Here is a 22580-nt window from a genome sequence, read left to right on the forward strand (position 1 = left end):
GGGTGCCGGCATCAGCGCAGCCAGGCGGTGGTGTTGGCCGGCAGCTTGCCGTCTTCCAGCGGGGCGCTGGTGACCAGGACCTTCCCGGCGGGAAGATCGACGGCGGCGTCGCCAAAGTTGGTCACTGACTGCCAGCCGTTGGGGCGCTTGAAGTGCAGGATGTCCGGGTTTCCGGTTTCCACCCATTCGAGCTCCTCGCCGGTCTGCAGTTCGCGGCGGAGCTTCATCGCGGTGCGGTACAGCTCCAGGGTTGAGCCTTGCGTCCCGTCCTGGGCCTCGACGGCGTACTTGCTGAACCAGTCCGGCTGCGGCAGGTGCGAGCCGCCCTCGCCGAATCCAAAGGAGGTGCCTTCCACCTTCCACGGCAGCGGCACGCGGCAACCGTCACGGCCGATCTCCACGCCCTTGTTGCGGAAGAAGGAAGGATCCTGACGCTCCGATTCGGGAATGTCCGCCACCTCCTGCAGGCCGAGCTCCTCACCCTGGTACAGGTAGGCGGAGCCGGGGACGGCCAGCATCAGCAACGTGGCGGCACGGGCCCGGCGTTCACCCAGCTCTACGTCCAGCTGGTCGGCGGGGCCGCCGGCGAGCAGCCAGTCTTTTCCGTCCTGGCCCTTGGCTCCGGCCTTGTCCTTGGCAACCTGGGGCAGGCCGTAGCGGGTGGCGTGCCGGACGACGTCGTGGTTGGAGAACACCCAGGTGGACGAGGCGCCGGTTGCCGCTGCTTCGGCGAGGTTCCGGGTGATGATCTCCTTGTACTCGGCGGCGTCAAAGTCGGCCTGCAGCAGGTCGAAGTTGAACGCCTGGCCGAGGCCCGTCGGGCTGGCGTAACGGGCGCGGCGGGTCGCGTGGACCCAGGCTTCCGCGACGGCGGTCCGCGGCGGGTTGTACTCGTTGAACACCTCGCGCCACTCAGCGTAGATCTCGTGGACTTCGTCGCGGTCCCAGAACGGGTGCGTGCCGTCGTCGAACCCGTCCACGCCGGTGTTCGCCGCGCTCAATTCCAGTTTGGAGAGCAGCGGCTCAGTGAGGTCCTTGGTGAGCGCGTGCGCCACGTCCACGCGGAAACCATCCACTCCCCGGTCGGACCAGAAACGCAGGGTTTTAAGGAAGTCCTCGCGGATCTCGCGGTTGGACCAGTTCAGGTCCGGCTGCTCCTTGGCAAAGATGTGCATGTACCACTGGCCTGGGGTGCCGTCCGGTTCGGTGATGCGCTCCCAGGCTGGACCGCCGAACACGGAGTCCCAGTCCGACGGCGGAAACTCGCCGTTCGGGCCCTTGCCGTCACGGAAGATGTAGCGGTCGCGGGCCGGGGAACCCTTCGGCGAGGCCAGCGCCTCCTGGAACCACTTGTGCCGGTTTGAGGAGTGGTTGGGGACGATGTCGGCAATCAGCTTGATGCCGGCGTCGTGCAGCGCCTTGGCCATCTCGTCGAAGTCTTCAAGCGTGCCCAGCTTGGGGTCGACGTCGCGGTAGTCGTCCACGTCGTAGCCGCCGTCGGCGAGCGCCGACGGGTAGAAGGGGCTCAGCCAGACGGCGTCGATACCAAGTGACTTCAGGTACGGGACCTTGGCGGTGATGCCTTTGAGGTCGCCGATGCCGTCACCGTTGGAGTCGGCGAAGCTGCGTGGATAGATCTGGTAGACAGCGGCCTGGCGCCACCAGTTCGGATCGCCAAAGCGGTCGGAGTCGGACAGGGTTGCCAACGTGGCGGTGGTGGACAAGGAGTGGTCCTTTTCTGCTGGTCGCGTATATTTATTTTGGGTCTAAATTTACTCCCTCAAGCATTATCCGGCCCGCCCGACGGAAAGGTCAACAGCATGCCCGACTGGATTCCGGCAACCCCCCAGCTGCTCCGCCGTGTGAGCGCCGGCGCTGTGCTCGACTTCATGCGGTCCTCCGGTGCAGTGACCGTCACGGACGTCATGGAGGCCACCGGCCTGACCCGTGCCACGGGGATTGCCGTGTGCGAGGACCTCAAGGACCGGGGCTGGATCCGGGAGCTGGAGAACCAACGGATTGTGGGGGGCTACCGGAAAGGCCGCCCTGCCCGCCGGTTCGAGCTGAACGAGCGGGCCGGCGTGGTCCTCGGCATGGACATCGGGTACTCCAAGGTGACCGTGGTTGTGTCGGACCTCCGCGGCAATACCGTGGGAAAGGCCAGCAGACCCTTCGATGCTGCCGGGCTCGATGCCGGTGGACGCATCGTGCATATTGATGACGTGGCGCTGGCCGCGCTCAGCAGCGCAGGGACCGGGCAGCAGTCGGTATTGGCCGTATGCGCCGGAGTGGCAGCCCCGGTTGACCGGCACGGGGACGTCCTGGCAGCGCAGAAATTCTGGGGTTTGTTCGACATCGACCTGCGCCGCGCGTTCCAGGAGCGGCGGGGCTGGACTGTGCTGCTGGAGAACGACGCCAACCTGGCCGCCCTCGGTGACCGCTGGATGGGCGCAGCAGCAGGGGTGGACGACGTGGTGGTCATCCTGGCGAGCGAGCGCTTGGGCTCTGGCGTAATCGACGGCGGCCGGCTGGTGCACGGCAGCCGCGGCAGTGCCGGAGAGCTGGCCTACCTGGAGCTGGTTGAGGGCGTGGGCGACACCTTCGGCATCGCGTACCTGGCCAGGACGTGGGCAGCGGAAGCCCTGGCCGGCACCGCACCGTCCGCCCTCCGTTCCATTGCCCCGGCGCAGGTGGAAGCCAAGGACGTCTTCGCTGCCGCCGCTGAGGGGGATGCGGTGGCGCTGGGAATTCTCGACCGGTTGGCGGACAGGATGGCCCGGGTCATTGGCACCGTGGGCACCATGTGGAATCCGGAACTCGTGGTGATCGGCGGCGGCGTGGCCCGTTCGGCGGGTGTAATGCTGGGACCGATTAGCGATCGCCTGAGCCGGTTTACCGCCACCCCGCCCCGGGTCGCCGTCTCCCCGCTGGGCGACAGTGTTGTCACGGTCGGGGCGGTACGCGGAGCACTGGACTACGTGGAAAAGCACTCCCTGGACCTGGACCTGTCCGCAGCTACCGGGTGAGGCCGCCCAGCGCCGCGGCAACAGGCAAGGTGCCATCCCGGAATTCGATGGTCCGGCCAGCCGTCTCCGGCAGGTCCAGGACCGCCGCCGCCACGATGGCGGTGTTGGCGCGGGAGGTCTCCGCTCCGCCTTCCCGCGGCGGGTCCACCTCGATCCGGCCGCTTCCCGGCTTGTCCGTGAGGGAGCCCGGACCCAGGATGGTCCAAGTGAGGCTGCTTTCCCGAAGGTACGCATCCGCGGCCGCTTTGGCTTCGGCGTAGGGGAAGAAGCTGTGGTCCTGCGGCACGCCGTGGTTCTTGCCGGCGCCCAGGTAGGACACCATCACGTAGCGGTCCACGCCTGCCTGGGCTGCCGCGTCCATGGAGCGGATGGCGGCGTCCCGGTCCACGGCGTAGGTGCGCGCAGGGTTTCCGCCGCCCGCGCCCGCTGACCAGACCACGGCGTCGTGGCCTTTCAGTGCCTCGGCGAGGGCCGCCGTCGTCGAATTCTCCACGTCCAGGACCGACGGCGTTGCGCCCGTTTGCTCAACGTCGGCGGCGTGCTCCGGGTTGCGGATGAACGAGGTGACGCTGTGGCCCTCGTCGGCGAGGAGCGTGGACAGGCGGAGGGCCACTTTGCCGTGGCCGCCGATGATAGCAATTCGGGTCATGGACCCATTCTGCCCCTTCATACGGGTGTTCCATCCGAAGTTGCCGCTGCCGTCTGCGACGTAACCGTCCGGGGAGGGAGATCCCGGTTTAGCTCAGCATGAACTGTTGTGCCAGTGTCCAAAGGCTGGAGACGGTCCAGTAGACCAGCACTCCGCTGGGGAAGATCACGCCCCCGCCCGTGCAGCAGGGAGGCCGGCAGCGGCGCGCCTGGATCAGCAGCGGAAGGCAGGCCGAAAAGGAAGCGGTACCGTGCTTTTTGCACAGGGCCATCTGTTCCTGCGCCAGGGCCTGCCGCACGACAACTGGTCCGTTTTGCCCGCGTTCTTCTCCTAGAGCGCTCTCAGGTCGGCTGCAGGCCCTCTATCAGCATTCTGCAGTCACGCTGAGGAAGTAGACCTGCTTACTACCCTACGCCTGTAACCACAGGCACTGCCCGGAGGGTGGAGGGGCCATTGTGCCAGCCGTGCACACCCGGCGCTTGACTGGGACACCCGGAGCGGACTAGACAGTAAGCAGCCTTACTAATTTTGGTCACGCAAGGAGAGGAACTTCCATGAGTAACGAGCCCGGCAACCAGACACCAAACACACCGGACGTGAGCGAGACCGAGCTGCGCAACATGAAGGTGGACGAACTCCGCCAGGAGGCAAAGGACGAGAACATCGCCGGCGCCTCCGGCATGCGCAAAGAGGAACTGGTCCAGGAAGTCGCCAATGCCCGGTCCAGGGATACCGGACGCGACGGCGACGAAGCTGCCGGCTCCGAAACCGAAGATCTGGGCGCGGGCCCCGAGGGCGGCAAGGTCCGGTACGGCGATGCCTCATCCAAGTCGCTGAAGTACTCACAGGAGATCACCTCCACCGAAGATGAGGCCGAGCGTGAAGGCCGCAGCCTGGCGACAACGCACCATGAGGTTATCAGGCAATGGGCCGAAGAACGCGCAGGGGTTCCGGCGACGGTGGAGGGCACCGAACACGGCGACCACCTCGGGGTTCTGCGCATCGATTTCGGCGGGGATGACAGCAACCTCCGGAAGGTGACCTGGGAGGAATGGTTCGACACCTTTGATGCCCGCCGCCTCAACTTCATTTACCAGGAGCAACGCAGCGACGGAAGCCAGTCCAACTTCTTCCGCCTGGAAAACCCGGAACGCGAAGACGCCTGAATTCCCCCGGACTGGAGGGGATAAAACGAAAGCAGGTCAGGGGCTTGGAAGTCCCTGACCTGCTTTCTTTTGTAGCGGTGGGGAGGCTCGATCTCCCGACCTCACGATTATGAGTCGTGCGCTCTAACCAACTGAGCTACACCGCCACGAATGAGAAAAACCTGTGTCAAGCCGGTCAAACCGCCTTGACACAGGCTCTCATTCAGAGCCCCCCACCGGAATCGATCCGGTGACCTCGTTCTTACCAAGAACGCGCTCTACCACTGAGCTAGGGGGGCAACGAGTAAATACTCTACCGGAAGATTTCCGCACCAACAAATCGGGCTCGCGAGGGGCAGCCCGGCCATGAAAGAGCATTGATTTAGGCCCGTTTTCCGCGCCAGCACTGGGAAGTGCCGCCCGCTGGAGGGCACTCAAAGAGACCCGCAAACCTGCTGCGAGGTCCTTCTGATGGCGCGAATGTGTCCAGCCCCACAAATCCCTGGAGTTTTTGGACAGGTACCGGGACCTCAGGGGCCCGGAGGTCCCGGTATCTGTCAAAAAACCCCGGCGGGTTAAACGGCGATGGGCCGGCTCGAAAGCCGGCCCATCACCGTCGTTATTCGCCTACCTGCGGCAGGCTCTACCACTTGCCCTTGCGGTTGTAGTCGCGGTGCCCGCTGTCGCTGCCGTGGCGGGGCTTGCGCGAGCCGTCACCGTGGCCTCCGTAGCGGGAGTCGCCGGACTGGCGGTCGCTGAAGGAACGCTCGGAACGCTCGCTGTACGAGCGGCCGCCGCGGTCCGCGGAGGAGCGCTCGCCGTCGTTCCTCCGGAAGTCCTTCTTGAACCCGCCGTTGCCCTTGAAGTTGCCGCGGCTGCCCTGGTAGCCGCCGCGGTCGCCGGAAGGCTTGCGGCCCGAGTCCAGCTCGAGATGGATCAGTTCACCGCCGATCCGGGTGCGGGACAGGGCACGCAGCTGCTCGGGGCTCAGGTCCGCGGGCAGCTCCACCAAGGTGTGGTCCGAACGGATGTCGATGCCGCCAATCTGCGAGGACGAAATGCCGCCCTCGTTGGCGATGGCGCCCACGATCGAGCCGGGCATGACGCGCTGGCGGCGGCCGACGGCAATCCGGTAGGTGGCGTTGCCCTCGGTCAGCGGGCGGCTGGGGCCGCGGGAGCCGAAGCCGTCCTTGGAGCGTTCGCGCTTCTGGAACTCAGGAGCCGCGGGCAGTTCCTTGACCAGCAGCGGCTGGCCGCCCTGGGCCATGACTGCAAGCGCCGCAGCGATTTCTGCTGCCGGCACCTTGTGCTCCTCCTCGTAGGAGGCAATCAGGTCGCGGAACATCGACACATCCTCGGACTCCAGGGTCTCGGTGATGCGGTCGGCGAACTTGCCCAGGCGCAGCGTGTTCACGGTTTCGGCGGTGGGCAGGTGCATCTGCTCCACCGGCTGGCGCGTGGCCTTCTCGATGGCGCGCAGCAGGTACTTCTCCCGGGGCGTCATGAACAGGATCGCGTCACCGTTGCGGCCCGCGCGGCCGGTGCGGCCAATGCGGTGCACATAGGACTCGGTGTCGTGCGGGATGTCGTAGTTGATGACGTGGCTGATGCGCTCCACGTCCAGGCCGCGGGCGGCGACGTCGGTGGCCACCAGGATGTCGATGCGGCCTTCCTTCAGTGCGTCGACGGTGCGCTCGCGCTGCTGCTGCGGGATGTCGCCGTTGATGGCAGCCGCCTGGAAGCCGCGGGCCTTGAGCTTGTCAGCCAAATCCTCGGTGGCCATCTTGGTGCGCACGAAGGCGATGACGCCGTCGAACTCTTCCACCTCGAGGATGCGGGTCATCGCGTCCAGCTTGTGCGGGCCCATGACCTGCAGGTACCGCTGGCGGATATTGGAACCCGTGGAGGTCTTGGTCTTGACCGAAACCTCTTCGGGATCGTTGAGGTACTGCTTGGACATGCGGCGGATCTGGCCGGGCATGGTGGCGGAGAACAGCGCCACCTGGCGGTCCTCGGGCGTCTGCTGGAAGATTTGCTCCACGTCTTCGGCGAAGCCCATGCGCAGCATCTCGTCAGCCTCGTCCAGCACCAGGTACTGGAGTTCGGACAGGTCCAGCGAACCCTTGGTGATGTGGTCGATCACGCGGCCGGGGGTACCCACAACCACCTGGGCGCCGCGGCGCAGGCCGGCCAGCTGGGGGCCGTAGGCGGAGCCGCCGTAGACAGGCAGCACGGTGAAGTCGTCGATGTGCTTGGCGTAGGACGTGAACGCCTCCGCAACCTGCAGCGCCAGCTCGCGGGTGGGGGCCAGGACCAGGGCCTGGGTCTTGCGGGACGGGCCGTTGAGGTCGTGCAGCTCAGCCAGGCGGGACAGGGCCGGCACTGCGAATGCTGCAGTCTTGCCGGTACCGGTCTGCGCCAGGCCCACGACGTCGCGGCCTTCGAGCAGCAGGGGGATGGTGGCTGCCTGGATGGGGGACGGCTTTTCGTAGCCGACGTCCTGCAGGGCGGCGAGGACACGGCCGTCGATGCCGAGGTCGGCAAACTTCACCGTGTCGTCATCGGCGTCCGCCTCGGGGCCAGCCGCGGGGGCTTCGGTTGCTGCAGCCGGAGCATCGATTTCGGCGGCGTCAAGAGTTTCGTTCAGGTTTTCAGGCATAGGGGAAATTCCTCATCCATAGGGGGCCAGGCGGCACTACCCGGGGTGAGCGGAGCCGCAGTACGCGTGCCGTGGAATGCCGGGCAAACGCTGACCGGCCGGTCACAGAAGTCCGGCGCTTTCGCAATCCCGTGGCAGGACTTCGCGCTGCATCTCTTGGCTGCTATCCCAGCAGTCTGTACAGCGTTTTCTTTAGCCGGCTCTCCCTATGAAACTGCCCGCATCACAGTTGCGGGCCCCAACACTTGCCAGTCCTGCCTCAAAAATTGGGCAGGAAAAAGGGATTTCCGGAGTGGGGGATGTTTCAAGTGTAGGGCACGGAGGTGCCGCGGCGGAAATGGAACGCACGACGGCGGCGGTGAGCTTGCGCACACCTCCCTTTCCAGCCGCTGGGCTGCGGGCCTACCGCGCCAACTGCCGCTCCAGCGCCTCGAACTTCTTCCTGAACTCGGGCTGCTGGAGGCGGATCTCGCCGTCGGCGTCGGCGTCCTTGAGCGCTTCCATGGACTCAACGTCCGGTTCGTTGAACCACCTGCCCACGGTGACGCCGTGCCTGGGGACGTAGAGCTTGTGGATGTGGTCCCCGGCCCGGATGGTTCCCACCTTGATGACCCGCAGGTACGCTCCCACGCGGCCTTCAGCGGTGAAGCGCTTGACGAACTGGGACTCCCCCATCCGCCGCTGGAACGTCGCGCAGGGCGTGCGCGGCGAGGTCACCTCGACCTCCAGGTCCATGCCGATCTTCCAGCGTTCCCCGATAACGGCACCGGTGGCATCGAGGCCGGCAACGCGGAGGTTTTCTCCGAAAAACCCCGGCGGGAGATCACGCCCGAGCTCGGAAGCCCAGAAGTCGGCGTCTGCCTGGGAGTAGGCGTAGAGGGCCTGGTCCGGCCCGCCATGGTGGACCCGGTTGGCCTGGATGTCGCCCTGGAGGCCAAGTTTGTGGACCTTGACCGGACCCTCCACCGCCCGCTTGTCAATGGCGGTCACGCCCACGTTCGACGTGTCCGGGAGCAACTGGTGGACACGGCAGACGGCAAGCACTGAGGCGGTTTCCATGGCACAAGTGTAGGGATAGCGCGCCGCTCCGCGGGGCACGCCGCCATGGGGAGTTCTTCCGCGTCCCCTGCTCGCAGCCGGGGCCGGCAGGGATTACGCTGATTCGAGGATTGCAATTGGGGGTGCAGCGCCGTGCCCGATTCATGGACTATTGAGGGGGACGCCATGGACCCGAACAAGGATCCGGAGCAGCTACCGCAAGGAGACCCCGGCAAAAGCGCTGGCGATGCCGGGAAAGCCGCGGGCGAAGGCACTACCCCCAAGCCACCCCCATGGCAGGTGCCCAAACCGGAGCTCCGCCCCGAATTGCTCAACGAGGCTGTCAAGCCCGTGGACCCTTTCGCGCGGGACCGTGAACGGCAGGCCCACGAGGAAGCCGCCCGGAAGAAGCGCTCCCAGCGGCGCACCGTCGTCGTTGGCCTCGGCGTCACCGCCCTGCTGGCGGGGACCATCACTGCCGTGGTGGCAAGCAACCGGGACGACCCTGAGTACGCGCAGGTGTGCTTCAACGACGAGACCGGCGAGCGCGTGGAGGACCGCAATTGCGACAGCTCCGCCGGACGCGGCGGCGGTGTTTTCGCCTGGTACTTCTTCTCCCGCGGCGCCTACGTTCCGCCGATAGGCCAGAACCGCTCCACAGCGCCCGACTACACCCGCACCGTCCCCAGCGGCGCCAAGGCCTCCACCGGCTACAGCACCCAGGGCGGCACTGTCAGCCGCGGCGGCTTCGGCACCAGCGCCAAGAGCGGCACCAGCGGCGGCGGCAAAGTCTCGGGGGGCTGAGGGTGAAGCGCAAGCTGATCGAGCCCAGGCCCGGGTGGAAGCAGAAAATCGAAGAACAGGGACTGGTCTTCTCCACCACCACCATGGAGGACGGCCGGAAGATCGAGTACTGGAACGAGTCCGCCTACTACGAGTTCACCATGAACGAGGTGGAGAAGCTCGAGGAAACCGCCGAGGAAATGCACCGGATGTGCCTGGAGGCAACCAGGTTCCTGGCCACCGGGGCCATGGGAGCTATAGGGATCGGTCAGCAGGCACTGGAACTCGCCGCTGATTCCCTGCAGGCCGGAGACATTGACGTCTACGGCCGGTTCGACTTCATCTACGACGGCCAGGGCGGCCCCGCCAAGATGCTCGAATACAACGCGGACACGCCCACCGGCCTGATCGAAGCCGCTGTGGCCCAGTGGTTCTGGCTCCAGGACGTATTTCCGGAGAAGGACCAGTGGAACGGGATCCATGAGGCGCTGATCCGGCGGTGGAAGAAGTTCCAGTACCGCACCGGCATGAGCACCCTGCACGTTGCCCACTCCGAGGTGGAGGAATCCGGCGAAGACTGGATGACTGCCGCCTACATGCGGGACGTGGCCAGTCAGGCCGGGTGGACCACCATCGGCATCAACATGTCCGATATTGGCTGGGACCCCAACCTGAACCGCTTCGTGGACCTGGACAATTTCATGATCAGCACGATATTCAAGCTGTACCCGTGGGAGCTGATGATGAAGGAGCCGTTCGGTCCGCGGTTGCTTGAACGCGCCCACAACCCCCGCTGGGTGGAACCTGCCTGGAAAATGCTGCTCTCCAACAAGGCCCTCCTCGCCGCGCTCTGGCACCTCTACCCGGAACACCCCAACCTGCTGCCGGCCTACCTCAATGAGCCCGGGCCGCTGAAGGAATGGGTGGCCAAGCCGCTGCATGGCCGCGAAGGGGACAACATCAGGATCCACGCTGCGGGCATCAGGCTGGAACAGCCCGGCGGGTACGGCCGGGAGGGCTGGTGCTACCAGCAGTACCAGCAGCTGCCGGACTTCGACGGGAACCATCCGGTCCTGGGCCTCTGGGTGGTGGACGGCGAATCGGTGGGCTGCGGCATCCGCGAATCCGACGGTCCTGTCACCGACTACTACTGCCGTTTCGTGCCCAACACCATTGACGCGCCGGCGCCGCTTTCGGCGGAGGCATCCTCCAGCAAGGCAGGTATCACCCTATGAGCACAGACATTACGACGGCGGGAGGTCGCGGCGGTGCGGCCGGGGCCCCGGTCCCGGCCAAGGGACTGCGCGCCGGAATCCTGGATCTCGGCGACTCGGTGATGCTGGGCCTGGCGTCCACGGCTCCTGTCTATTCGCTGGCTGCGACGCTGGGCCTCATTGTCGCGGTGAACGGAAACTACACTCCCGTGATCCTGCTCATCGGTTTTATCCCGGTCCTGTTTATCGCCTACGCCTTCCGCGAGCTCAACAGCGCCATCCCGGACTGCGGCACCACGTTCACCTGGTCCCGCCGGGCATTCGGGCCCTGGGCCGGATGGCTGGGAGGCTGGGGGGTGGCGCTCGCCGGGATTGTGGTCCTGGCCAACCTGGCCCAGGTGGCCGGCCAGTACCTGTGGCTACTGATCGGGGACGGTTCCCTGGCGCAGAACAAGGTGCTGGTGACGGCTACCGGTGTGCTGTTCATCGCGGTGATGACCCTGGTCAACTACCTCGGCATCCGGCTGGGTGAACACGTCCAGCGCGTCCTCACTTACGTGCAGTACATCTCGCTCGGTATCTTCGCGCTGGCCATTGTAATCCGAATCGTCGGCGGGGCTCCCGAGGGGCAGGCCTTCGACTTCGAGTGGTTCAACCCGGTGGGTGCTTTCGCCGATCCGGGCGCCGTGGTGCACGGTGCACTCCTGGCGCTGTTCATCTACTGGGGCTGGGACACCTGCCTGGCGGTTAACGAGGAGACCGAGAACCCTGCCACCACCCCGGGCCGGGGCGCCGTGATTTCGGCCCTCGTCCTGGTGGCCATTTACGTGTCGGTGGCCCTGCTGGTGATGATGTACGCGACCATTGGCGCCGAGGGCATCGGCCTGGGCAACGAAGCCAACCAGGACGACGTGTTCGTGGCGATGAAGGACGTGGTGCTGGGGCCGTGGGGCTGGCTGATCGTCGTCGCGGTCCTTGCCTCAGTGCTGTCCTCCACCCAAACCACCATCCTTCCCACCGCCCGCGGCACGCTGTCCATGGGCGTGCACGGTGCATTGCCTGCGAAGTTCGGCGAAGTGCACCCGAAGAACCAGACGCCCGGATTCTCCACCCAGGTGATGGGCGCGGCCGCCATCCTCTACTACGTGGCCATGAGCTTCCTCAGCGAGAACCTGCTAGCGGACTCGATCAGCGCCATCAGCCTGTTCATCGCGTTCTACTACGCCCTCACCGGCTTCGCCTGCTTCTGGTACTTCCGCGGCACCCTTCGTGAATCGGTGCGGAATCTGTGGTTCCGCGGGATCCTGCCGCTGGCCGGGGCCCTGCTGCTCACCGCGGCGTTCTTCATCTCGGCCGTGCAGATGTGGGACCCGGCGTACGGCGACACCCAAATCTTCGGCGTCGGCGGCGCCTTTGTCAGCGGCGTAGTGCTGCTGGCGCTGGGCGTGGTCCTCGCCGCCGTCTGCCGGTTCGCCCCGGCCACGCGCGGCTACTTCACCGGTCAGGCCAGCGCGGCCCCCTCCCCCAAGTAAGTAGCGCCAACTGTCGTTTTGAGGGGCCAAAACGACACTTGGCGCTACCCAGTTGGGGTGGGGACCGGAGCTGCGGTCCGCCTCCGGGCGCTGGCTCCGCCCCTGCCATCTTCCGTTCCGTGCCGGCGCGTACGGGTGGCGGGCTCAAGTGGGCAGCAAGTTAAGACCGTGAGAATCGGTGGTTTCCGGGATAGGATGCGGTCATTGCCGGCAGCGCCTTGAGTGTAGGGCAGCAAGCTCTGGACCCATCTACCTTAGGGCACTGCGAGAGACACTTGGGGGTTACGCTCATGACGTCATCACTCTCCATCCGTGCAGGGCGTACCTCAGTGTCTGCGCTCCTGGCATGCACCGTCATACTCACCGCTGGCTGCTCAACGGGGGGCGCCGGACTGGAGAAAAAACCGGTACGGGAGTCGGGGGAAACTTTCATCCTTGGGCCTACCCGTAACACCCACGGTACCTACGAGCAGGTCACGCTCGACCCCGCGGACAATCCTCAAGCGCCTATCGACAGTGCTGATTTTGTTCATCCGGAAGTCCGCGAAAAGTATTCCCCTGAGCAGATAGCAGAGGTCTACCAGTTGGGCACGAACATGATGGTGGAGGTCGGATTGGATTCACCTCTAAACGGCGACCTGACCATCATCGACGAGTGGTGGGAGACCGTTAAGCACCTGGTTCTGGACGAAGCGGAGTCCGAGTTTTATGAGACTTTCAAGCAGGAGCGCGTGGCTTTTACGGCTTGGCAGCCGTGGCATCCAGACTACGACAGCGTCATCGATTACCGGTATGAGCCGAACAAACCACGCTTTTCCGATGTGAAAATTGACCCGCCACGCGTTTTGCTTGCCCAAGACGGAGAGTCAGTCGCCCTGCAGGCCAAAGTGCGCTACGTTGCCCACCTGCAGGATAAAGAAAAGAACGAGCATTTCACCCAAGCACTTCGCAGCGAATTTACCTACGAATTCGCGTTGGCCGACGGCCAATGGCTAATGAACGACTATGAGGTAAATCCCACGGTCCCTGTCGATGGAGACGGAAACGAGATCCAGATCTCCAAGTTCGCTGCGGGTTAGCCGAAGGCTACCAGCACCGCAAAGAGCCGGTACATGTTGCGGATACATAATTTCATGTATCCATGCGAGGACCTTGTCATCGTCGTACCACTTTGGTACCTCCTGCCCCAGGCCGCATCAGCCAAATTTATAAGCCACCGCGAAAAGTCATGTTACGAGAAAATTCACCCAACAGTTTCCGTCCATCGTCGGTCACCTAATTTGCCCGCTGCGGGGCGTTTTTGTGGGGACCCTAACATCCCATAGACACCCCCTAACAACACCCCCCAACAACTCCGTAAGTAATAGGGGAGGAAAAGACAAGTAGCGAATACTGATGGACGGCACCGAGGCGGTCCATAGAGTGCAGAGGGTAAGAGTGATTGCCGCTGCTTATGGAGCGTTTCTGCAATGTGCCCACACCCAAGCCATCTGTCCCCCTTTCCCCGCCGCCCCTGTTCCTGCTAAGCAGCGCCCTTGTCCGAAGGTCGAAGGTCGGGCGCACCCTTTTAGCAAGTCAACCTAGGGGTTGTAGGTTCAGGCCGGGGGCACGGCGACATGCTGCCTTGCCTTTGGGTGCACCACATGGAACCGTTCGATTTACCCGCTTTAGGAGTGCATAGTTGGATTTCACAAACAGTTCAGGTACGTCACATCGCGGTGTCGTATCAGCGGGACGCAGCAGCAACGACACCCCCGTTGCTGTGCCACCCATGGATACCACGACAACCGAGTTAATCAGGGGTCCTGCCGTGTCGAGCGCTCTGCACGGACAGTTGACCAAGCCGTCGGGCGCAGCCTTGTTTCCGGTTACGGAAGCTCCGCCAGCACGGACCCTGGTCCAGATCATCCAGGAAACAATTGCGTTGTATCCTGCTGCGCCGGCTCTTGACGACGGGAACGTGGTGTTGACCTATGAGGCCCTTGGTGAGCGAATTATCGCCGTAGCCCGGAGGCTGTGGAGCGCGAATATCGGCGCTGGAGACCGTGTTGGTGTTCGTGTTCCGTCAGGTTCCGTGGACCTGTATATCGCAATTTTGGGGGTACTCGCTGCCGGCGCGGCGTATGTTCCTGTTGACGCTGATGAACCGGAGGATCGGGCTGAAACGGTCTGGTCGGAAGCAGCTGTTTGTGCAGTTATCGGTGAGCACCTTGAACTGACCCTTATCGGGGGGGTGCGCACCCGGGGGCATAGCCCGGAGGCGCACTGTGAGGATGACGCCTGGATTATTTTCACGTCCGGGTCCACCGGCAAGCCAAAAGGTGTAGCCATCACCCACCGCTCGGCGGCTGCCTTGGTTGATGCCGAAACGGAACTTTACTGTGTCAATAACCCGCTCGGGCCGGGCGACCGGGTGCTGGCCGGATTGTCTGTCGCGTTCGACGCATCCTGTGAGGAGATGTGGTTGGCCTGGCGGAACGGCGCATGCCTTGTTCCTGCTCCCCGGGACGTGGTCCGTTCCGGCGCTGATCTCGGTCCATGGCTGGCGCAACGACACATCACAGTCGTGTCCACAGTACCCACCCTTGCAGCCCTATGGCCGGGCGAGTCACTGGCCAAAGTCCGGCTGCTCATTTTTGGTGGCGAGGCATGTCCTGCGGACCTTGTGGCCAAGCTGGCCGGGCCAACACGCGAAGTTTGGAATACATATGGTCCCACGGAAGCAACAGTTATCGCCTGCGGAGCATTGGTACATGGCCAGTCCCCTGTGAGGATTGGGCTTCCGCTGCATGGGTACGCCCTTGCCGTCGTCAACGGGGACGGCGAACCGGTTAACTGGGGGGAGGAGGGCGAACTGGTTATCGGCGGAGTGGGCCTCGGCCGATACTTGGACAGGGCGAAGGACGCGGAGAAGTACGCCCCGATGCCTGCTATAGGGTGGCCGCGGGCTTACCGCACCGGTGACCTCGTACTGGCGGATCCGGCCGGTCTGGTATTCGTCGGCCGAGCTGACGAGCAGGTTAAGCTGGCTGGCCGACGTGTCGAGATGGGCGAAGTTGACCAAGCTCTCGCCGGACTGCCAGGAGTGGCGGCAGCTGCCGGGGCCATCCAGACGAGCCCCAGTGGCAATAAGGTGCTCGCGGGATATCTGGTGCCGGCAAAGGATTCAATTATCGATCTTGCGGTATGCCGGGCGCTCCTTGCGAAAAAGCTTCCCGCGCAACTTGTTCCCACCCTTGGCATCATCGAGGAACTTCCCATTAAAACCTCGGGCAAGGTGGACAGGAAGGCCCTCCCCTGGCCGCTCGACATTGAGAGTCAAGATTCTTCCAAGGAACTTACAGGCGAATTATCTTGGCTGGCTCAACAATGGAGGGACCTGCTTGGTCCCGTGCCACTCACTGAGAAGAGCAATTTTTTTGCCGCCGGTGGAGCTAGCCTGGCGGCCGCGCAGCTTGTGTCATCCTTGCGGGCTCGCTACCCGGATGTCTCGATCGCCGATATCTACGCTTTCCCGACCCTCGGCGAACTGGCAACGCATCTGGCAGGCAGTGCGAGTTCAGTCACCACGACGCGGCACACGGCCCCTACTCCCGCCTCCACCGGTTGGTTCCAGGCAGCAGTTATCTTCGCGCTGTACGCCATCACAGGCCTGCGCTACATCACAGGCATCTTGATCGTCTGCATCATCCTGTTCCAGACTGGTAACTACCCGTGGGTTCCGAATCCGCCGTTGTTGCCCACAATGATGGCCTGGGTTGTCCTCTACAGTCTTCCGTTCCGGATTCTTCTCGTAGTGGCATGCGCACGTCTCCTGCTTGCCGGGATCAGACCCGGAGTTTACCCTCGTGGAGGTTCAACCCACCTGAGGTTGTGGACTGTTGAACGGGTAGTCACCTACTGCAAACTCGAGCCGCTAATGGGCACGCCCATGGCAACCTGGTATGCCCGGGCGCTGGGATGTAAGGTCGGCAAGGACGTCCACCTCGACGCCATGCCTCCCGTCACTGGGCTTGCGACCTTCGGGGCCGGCGCATCAATCGAGCATGAAGCGGACCTGGCCGGGCACTGGCTCGACGGTGACGTCCTGCACATCGGCCGCGTCACAGTCGATGACAACGCACGCGTTGGGACGCGTTCCACGCTACTAAACGACAGCCATGTAGGTGCTCACGCGGAAATTGCACCGGGGACGTCCGTGACAGGGAAGGTACCCGCGGGCCAGCTTTGGGCTGGATCGCAAATGGAGCATGTAGGAGAAGCGGGCACCGATTGGCCCTCCATTCCCTGCCACGGCCGCCCGTCACCGATGATCTCGCTCCTGTATCCCGTCTCGCTCTTCGGCTTGACCCTTATACCTCTGGTGTCTGTGGTTCCGGGGGGACTCCTGGCGCTGCAAGCCATCGAAGACAGCGTCTCGCTGCAAAACGCCCTCTGGAGCCTGGCGGCATGGAGCCCGGTGTTCCTAATAATTACGCTCGTTGTATATTTGACGCTGACGGCAGCCCTGGTGCGCGCCCTGAGCATTTTCCTAAAGCCAGGGTTTCATCAGGCGAATGGTCGCGTCGCGTGGGCGGCTTGGTTGACTGAAGCCTTGCTTACGAAATCGCTGATTTCCACCTACCCCATATACGCCAGCTTGTTCACGCCGGTATGGATGCGGATGATCGGCGCCCGCGTTGGCCAACACGTTGAAGTCTCGACAGTAGAGACCCTGCCGCACCTCACGCGATTCGCGGACCGATCATTCCTGGCTGATCACTCCATGGTTTCCTCGAAACGTATCCGCAATGGCTGGCTCCATCTAGGCGTCTCCACCGTGGGCGAAAAATCTTTTGTCGGTAATTCCGCGATTGTAGGGCCGGATCGCACGGTTCCCGACAACTCACTGCTCGCTGTCCTGTCCTCTGCACCAAAAGACATGCCTATAAACTCGTCGTGGTTTGGACGTCCTGCCGTGGAGCTTCCCCGCCCGGTGGACCAGGGTGAATCCACCCTGACGTACAACCCTCCACCGCATCTGCTGATTGCACGCGCAGCAGTCGAAGCGTGCAGACTCCTTCCGGCTGTCATCACGACATGGCTCGCCTTGATCACTGTAGGGGTTCTGACCGGGATCTATCTTGAAGCCGGTTTCGTCGTCACAGTCCTGTCGTCCGGGCCGGTGCTGTTGGGCAGCGGCGTCGCGTCTTCTCTCATCGCGCTGGCTGCGAAATGGGTTCTGGTGGGGCGCTTTGAAGTTACTCAATACCCGCTTTGGACTTCCTTCGTGTGGCGCAACGAGCTCGCTGACGTGTTTTCCGAGTCACTCGCGGTCCCCGGTCTTATCCGCATGAGCCTGGGGACACCCATCTTGAACTGCTGGATGCGTTTGATGGGAACCAAGGTGGGCAGCGGCGTCTGGTGTGAGACCTGGTGGCTGCCGGAGTTCGACCTGATCACATTGGGCAGCGGCGTCAGCGTGAATCGCGGGACCGTGCTGCAGACACACCTCTTTCACGACCGCATCATGCGAATGGACGACATACGGCTTGATGCCGATTCCACGTTAGGCCCGAACAGCATTGTGCTGCCGGGCAGCACGGTCATGGAAGGTGCCACGGTTGGTGCGGCGTCCCTCGTGATGCGTTCGGAGACTGTTCCCGCGGGCACCCGCTGGGCCGGAAACCCGATCCGCCAGTGGTCGCCAGGTGCGGTCCCGCTCCGCCCGCGGATGAGGAGGCACTGATGCCCAAGAACAGGTAGCCGCAGTGCAAACAACCGAGGCGTCGCCGCATCGGGCGCAATCATCATGAGCAAGGGACAAGTATGAAATCGACGAAAAAGCAGCGCCTTGTTGGAGTCGACGCCGCCAGGGGAATCGCACTGATCGGGATGATCGCGATCCATGTCCTGCCCGGATTTGACGAGAACTTTCAACCAACGTTTGTTTGGACCCTTCTTTCAGGCACGTCGGCGGGTCTGTTTGCTCTCCTTGCCGGGGTTTCGCTGACCTTCTCTTCCGGCGGGATGCATCCGCTCACAGGGCCCGCTTTGGCGGCAGCCAAGGCGTCCCTGACAGTACGAGCTCTTGCCATCCTCTCCATCGGCCTACTCATCGCCTACCTAAACCCTCCCGCAGCAATCATCTTGGCTTACTACGGGGTCCTGTTCCTGATGGCGGTTCCCCTGTTGGGATTCGGCCCTCGCGTACTTGCAGTCGTTGCCCTACTTTTTGCCGTGCTCGGCCCCATTTTTATGCAAGCGGTCCGCGACGATCTGCCGGACCTTGACGGTTTCGATCCGACATTCGCCTCACTTGTCATCGAGCCAGCTGCGACCATCTCGGCACTATTGGTTGACGGGAGCTTTCCCGCCATCCCATGGATGGCCTATATCGCAGCGGGGCTTGCCCTTGGCCGACTTGACCTGCGTTCCCACCGGATGCAACTCAGAATGGTATTTGGCGGGCTCGGACTGGCAACAGCGGCGTGGCTGGCATCGGAAATCTTGCTTGGTCCCCTCGGCGGCAGAGCCCGACTGCTGGAGGCCACCCCTTGGCTGGACGCGGAGGGAATAGAAGACCTGTTGATCTGGGGTCCCGACCCAACCTTACCGACTTCATCATGGTGGTGGCTTGCGATTCTGTCGCCGTACTCATCCACGCCCCTGGAACTCCTGAACACGGTTGGAATCGCTGTGTCCGTTCTGGGCGCAATGCTGATCCTGGGTAATAAAGCTGCATCAGCACTCATGCCACTGGTCGTCATGGGCGGAATGACGCTGACGCTGTACGCGGGTCATCTCGTACTCCTCTCCACACGCTTCCTCCTCGACCGGCCGGGCGTCTCCCTGGCAATCCATCTGGTCGTCGCAGCCGTTTTCGCAATAATCTGGAGAAACGTGACAGGCGGCAAGCAGGGACCGCTGGAACGGCTGGTGACCGGCCTTGCTGAGCATGAACGTCAGCGGGTGCTCCGCAAAGCAATCCCTGCTGCAGTTACGCCGTTGGACCCCTCGGCAGCCTCCGCCGGCAGCACCGAGGCTGAACCACAGAGTCACAGGGGATACGGCAAGCCAGCCGCTACCAGTACTGAATCTCATCGAGATCAGCAAAAGCGATGATGAAACAGTTGTTGGCGGCACCCTTGGCCCTATCAGCAGTGCTGGGGCTTCCGGCAGTTCCAAGCTTAGCCGCAACTCCTGAGGGGATCGTGACCAATGCGTGTGAACGATTGACTGCAGGCGAAGTGCTCTACCCCACCTATGGCGCGAAACGAGTCACGTTCGCCACCGCAGAAGCCTACGGTGCTACCGAAGTCCTCATCACCGGTTGCGTCAAGAAGGGGGAAGAGTACGTCCAGGAGTGGCAGAGCACAGGGTTTGCGGGGAGGTCCGGCTTCGCCCCGCCGGGCAAGATGTGGCAAGACACTCTCTACTCACCGTCGGGGTCGTTTTCCTTCACCGAGGCACTGGGCAGGAAAAACCCAGGAACGAAGCTTCGATACCACACGATAAACCGCCTCTCGCGGTGGGGTGGTGAACCAGGCCCCACCTACAACCAGTACTTCGAAGGTAAAGACGGTGGCGCCGACGAAGATCTGTGGTTTTATCTTCGCCAGGGCGATTACGAGCAGGCGGCGGTCATCAATTGGAACCGTGAACCGGACATGCCTACGGTTCAAGGCGCTTCCTTCGCCATCTTCTTACATGCAGGTAATTCAGTCACTGCCGGATGTATTTCGACAGACCTCGAAACTGTGACCCGCCTCCTTGTAAGCGCCACGCCGGGAGACCGAATTGTCATGGGAGTGGAGCCAGCGGTTTACGCCGCCGGTACGAAAACCACACCCGATATCAAAGCAGACGACATGGGAAATGCGTCCAACCCCCAGCCCGCCATGCCGCACGTGATGGCACGCGCCGTGGCCGGTGTCGCGGGCGCCGCTGCGATCCTGACGGGCGTCATCGTCATTGCACGAAAGCGCCAGCGCCTTCACCAGGGCTGACAGACTGCGCCACCGACGTTCCCCACGCACCAGCAAGCCCTAGGAACCCCGGACCTTATCCGCAGTGATGTAACTCCGGGAGGAAAGCCTAAGCCATGCTAATGCAGCGACGCGGATGCGCTATTGTGGGGCGTCAAGCTGACTCCCGTGATTTACTGACCTCCTGCACTGTGGCAACCGGCATAAAATCGTCAAAGAGGCCCGCAGGGCTGACACGGGCAGCACAAATCTTGCACAAAAGAAGGTCAATTACCTATGACGGAGCATCCCGCCGGGGAAAGGACGGGCGCGTGGTTTTCCGCTTCAGCCATGGGCCCGGGTTCCTATGATGGCTGATGCTGCAGACGCGGGGAAGGCATTGTACGAGGAACGACTCAAATTTTTGGCGGGCCTTTGGATGTCGTCCGCCCCCGCGTGGGAGGATCTGCCCGACGAGGTGAAGGAAAGATGGCGGTCTTATGCGGAGGGTAGCGACGCCGGTGACTTTAACTAATGACTTGCACCCTCGCCGGGCAATTACCCTAGTTCTGGTGTATCTTCTTGCTGGTTCATGAAAAGCGGAATTTTCACCACCTTTCCGTGGCGGTGTCCGGGTGCAGCAACTGATATTCGAAGATTTGCTGAATTATCATCCCATAGGACTGGAGCGACGGATTTGGCCAGCAATAAAACCAACAGCCGCGGATCTGAACACCAGCGATGATGCGCTTCGCGGTGGACGACGAAGATGACCAGACCACTGCCTGTATCAACCGAAGGGATGACCGGGACAAGGAACTTCCCAGCAGATCCCACACCGGAATGCTGGTCAACTTCCCTATTCTCCGCCGAAATGCTCATGACTTCGTCCTCCTGATTTTTTCTGCCTGCCTTCGAACCGGCTGTATGACGCACAGGATCGAATATCGGCATTGCAGCATGGGGCTAACGGTAAGTGTGCGAGTCTCCATTTAGTGGGGGTGCCAAGGTGTAGCGTGCGTAAATCTTTCAAACCCTCGCTGGAACTGGAAGTGGCACAAGATGCAGGAATTAGCGCACTTTTGATGGAAATTGTTCGTAGAAATAGGCGCCAGGCCGCTTTATTCCTACCCTTTGCACTCTAGGGACAGTTTCGGGGCGCTCCATCAGTAGTCGCTACTTATTTTTTCTCCCCGGACTACCTATTTACGGGGAAGCGAAAAAACATTAAAACCTTCTGAAAGCACAGCGGGCACCGCTGGGGATATGAGGTCTTCCTCAGCCCATCGGAGTGTGCCCGCAGCCCCGGTCAGACGGGACGGACAATGGTGAGGCAGAAGGCGTGCCGGCCGGGTCCAGCAGCATGCACCACTGACCGGGAGCGGGCTGGTGCGCTGCCGCGCTGACGCCCAAACAATGGCATCCTCTTCGGCGGGGTCCAGTTCCTCCACGGGAATGTCCAGTGAAAATGCTGGCACTGCGGGCCTTAGCCAGGTGGGCGGGATGCAACTGTCCCCGCACAGAAGGTTCAACATGGCGCCGGCACCGCAGCGACGGCAAAAGCACATGCGAAACTACCCTGATGCCTCAAATGAGCCATCGCCCGCGAGGTTTACCGAACCCTGACCAACCCGCCCACGTTCGCACTAATCGAGGACCTGTGCCCCCAACGAATCACCCACGGACTCACCCTGCAGGCCGCCGCCCACCTCAGAGTCCAACCAGCCCGCATCTCAAAACACGAACACGGCAGTTAGCGCCACCCAGTTGAGTGGGCGCGGGTAAAACGCGGGCCGGGCACTCAGGCCGAGAAGCCGCCGTCGGACTTGATCAGCTGCCCGGACACCCAACGGCCGGCCGGGGACAGCAGGAACGCCACCGTCCCCGCGACGTCCGCCGGGGTGCCGAGCCGGCCCGTCGGCTGGCGCTCAACGAGTGCGTCCCTGATGTCAGGCGTCATCCAGCCGGTGTCCACGGGTCCGGGGTTGAGGACGTTCGCGGAGATGTTCCGTGGCCCCAGTTCCCTGGCGGCGGCAATCACGATCCTGTCCAATGCCCCCTTCGACGCACCGTAAGGAAGGTTGAAGGCAGTGTGGTCACTGGTCAGCGCCACGATCGCGCCGCCGTCGTCCGTCGCCTGCCGCGCGAACGCGGCAATCAGCTGCCAGCTGGCCCTGGTGTTCACGGCAAAGTGCCGTTCGAAGGACTCAAGGCTTGTGTCCAGCAGTCCCGAGTCCACGGACTCGGCATGGCTCAGCACCAGTCCCTGCAGCGGCCCGGCCAGCTGCACGGCCTCGGCCACCAGGCGGTCCGGAACGCCGGGATTCTGCAGGTCGGCTGACAGGACGTGCACTGCGGCGCCGATGGCCTCGAGTTCGGCGGTCAGGCGCACAAGATCCTCGGGCTCACTCCCCCACGGCATCCGCTCGTCGTACTCCTGCCAGTAGGACAGGACCAGGTCCCACCCGTCGGCCGCGAGCTGGCGGGCGATGCCGGCACCGATACCTGCCAGCCGTCCGGCACCCGTGATCAGGGCAACGTTGCGGGCGGCTTGCGAAGGGGTCTCCATGGGACCAGCGTAACGGCCC

At 63.2% G+C, this 22580-nt stretch carries 15 protein-coding genes, 2 tRNA genes and 1 pseudogene; 9 read left to right on the top strand and 9 right to left on the bottom strand.

Translation table 11 applies throughout. The features are described 5' to 3' along the window. Window positions 1-11 precede the first annotated feature (11 nt). Window positions 12-1724: a glycoside hydrolase family 13 protein gene (locus ACLH0K_RS12885; protein WP_411373962.1), complete on the bottom strand. Its 1713-nt coding sequence runs from the start codon at window positions 1722-1724 to the stop codon at window positions 12-14. Between the two features lie 96 nt (window positions 1725-1820). On the opposite strand from ACLH0K_RS12885, the gene ACLH0K_RS12890 reads away from it, so the two are divergent. Then, window positions 1821-3026 carry an ROK family protein gene (locus tag ACLH0K_RS12890; protein WP_411373963.1) on the top strand — a complete coding sequence of 402 codons (1206 nt, stop codon included), beginning with the start codon at window positions 1821-1823 and terminating at the stop codon, window positions 3024-3026. Here the strand turns inward: ACLH0K_RS12890 and ACLH0K_RS12895 are convergent. Both ACLH0K_RS12895 and ACLH0K_RS12900 read right to left on the bottom strand, forming a co-directional pair. Then, window positions 3016-3675, bottom strand: a complete 660-nt coding sequence (locus tag ACLH0K_RS12895; protein WP_411373964.1) for an SDR family oxidoreductase — start codon at window positions 3673-3675, stop codon at window positions 3016-3018. The genes ACLH0K_RS12890 and ACLH0K_RS12895 overlap by 11 nt on opposite strands. 208 nt (window positions 3676-3883) lie before the next feature. Then, window positions 3884-4002: pseudogene (locus tag ACLH0K_RS12900) on the bottom strand (membrane protein insertase YidC); the annotation flags it as partial. Window positions 4003-4229: 227 nt separating this feature from the next. Between ACLH0K_RS12900 and ACLH0K_RS12905 the strand changes: the two are divergent. Then, window positions 4230-4841, top strand: a complete 612-nt coding sequence (locus ACLH0K_RS12905; RefSeq protein WP_411373965.1) for a Rho termination factor N-terminal domain-containing protein — start codon at window positions 4230-4232, stop codon at window positions 4839-4841. Window positions 4842-4913: 72 nt separating this feature from the next. On the opposite strand, the gene ACLH0K_RS12910 is transcribed toward ACLH0K_RS12905, so the two are convergent. The 4 genes from ACLH0K_RS12910 to ACLH0K_RS12925 all read right to left on the bottom strand — a co-directional run bounded on the left by ACLH0K_RS12910 (window position 4914) and on the right by ACLH0K_RS12925 (window position 8538). Further along, window positions 4914-4987 (bottom strand) — tRNA-Met (locus ACLH0K_RS12910). 60 nt (window positions 4988-5047) lie between these two features. Further along, a tRNA-Thr gene (locus tag ACLH0K_RS12915) sits at window positions 5048-5119 on the bottom strand. 344 nt (window positions 5120-5463) lie between these two features. Further along, a complete protein-coding gene (locus ACLH0K_RS12920; protein ID WP_411373966.1) occupies window positions 5464-7479 on the bottom strand; it encodes a DEAD/DEAH box helicase in 2016 nt (671 codons plus the stop codon). Between the two features lie 402 nt (window positions 7480-7881). After that, the gene (locus ACLH0K_RS12925; RefSeq protein WP_411373967.1) at window positions 7882-8538 is read right to left on the bottom strand and encodes an MOSC domain-containing protein; all 657 of its coding nucleotides are present in this window, start codon (window positions 8536-8538) and stop codon (window positions 7882-7884) included. 165 nt (window positions 8539-8703) lie between these two features. Between ACLH0K_RS12925 and ACLH0K_RS12930 the strand changes: the two genes are divergently transcribed. The 7 genes from ACLH0K_RS12930 to ACLH0K_RS12960 all read left to right on the top strand — a co-directional run bounded on the left by ACLH0K_RS12930 (window position 8704) and on the right by ACLH0K_RS12960 (window position 20034). Further along, window positions 8704-9321 carry a Tat pathway signal protein gene (locus tag ACLH0K_RS12930; protein WP_411373968.1) on the top strand — a complete coding sequence of 206 codons (618 nt, stop codon included), beginning with the start codon at window positions 8704-8706 and terminating at the stop codon, window positions 9319-9321. Window positions 9322-9323: 2 nt separating this feature from the next. Beyond that, entirely contained in the window at window positions 9324-10535 is a 1212-nt protein-coding gene (locus tag ACLH0K_RS12935) for a glutathionylspermidine synthase family protein (protein ID WP_411373969.1), read from the top strand. After that, window positions 10532-12046 carry an APC family permease gene (locus ACLH0K_RS12940; RefSeq protein WP_411373970.1) on the top strand — a complete coding sequence of 505 codons (1515 nt, stop codon included), beginning with the start codon at window positions 10532-10534 and terminating at the stop codon, window positions 12044-12046. Before ACLH0K_RS12935 ends, ACLH0K_RS12940 begins: the two co-directional genes overlap by 4 nt. 329 nt (window positions 12047-12375) lie before the next feature. After that, the gene (locus ACLH0K_RS12945; protein ID WP_411373971.1) at window positions 12376-13125 is read left to right on the top strand and encodes a hypothetical protein; all 750 of its coding nucleotides are present in this window, start codon (window positions 12376-12378) and stop codon (window positions 13123-13125) included. Between the two features lie 731 nt (window positions 13126-13856). Then, window positions 13857-17774, top strand: coding sequence for a Pls/PosA family non-ribosomal peptide synthetase (locus ACLH0K_RS12950; RefSeq protein WP_411373972.1), 3918 nt, complete (start codon window positions 13857-13859; stop codon window positions 17772-17774). A gap of 80 nt (window positions 17775-17854) precedes the next feature. After that, window positions 17855-19150: a heparan-alpha-glucosaminide N-acetyltransferase domain-containing protein gene (locus ACLH0K_RS12955; RefSeq protein WP_411373973.1), complete on the top strand. Its 1296-nt coding sequence runs from the start codon at window positions 17855-17857 to the stop codon at window positions 19148-19150. Continuing rightward, on the top strand, window positions 19147-20034 hold the full coding sequence (locus ACLH0K_RS12960; protein WP_411373974.1) for a hypothetical protein: 888 nt from the start codon (window positions 19147-19149) through the stop codon (window positions 20032-20034). The genes ACLH0K_RS12955 and ACLH0K_RS12960 overlap by 4 nt, the downstream gene beginning before the upstream one ends. 516 nt (window positions 20035-20550) lie before the next feature. On the opposite strand, the gene ACLH0K_RS12965 is transcribed toward ACLH0K_RS12960, so the two are convergent. After that, the gene (locus tag ACLH0K_RS12965; RefSeq protein WP_411373975.1) at window positions 20551-20874 is read right to left on the bottom strand and encodes a hypothetical protein; all 324 of its coding nucleotides are present in this window, start codon (window positions 20872-20874) and stop codon (window positions 20551-20553) included. 919 nt (window positions 20875-21793) lie between these two features. Continuing rightward, window positions 21794-22561: an SDR family oxidoreductase gene (locus ACLH0K_RS12970; protein WP_411373976.1), complete on the bottom strand. Its 768-nt coding sequence runs from the start codon at window positions 22559-22561 to the stop codon at window positions 21794-21796. Window positions 22562-22580: the final 19 nt, after the last annotated feature.

It is taken from the genome of Arthrobacter sp. MPF02 (genome assembly GCF_046605375.1).
Taxonomy (GTDB): Bacteria; Actinomycetota; Actinomycetes; order Actinomycetales; family Micrococcaceae; genus Arthrobacter.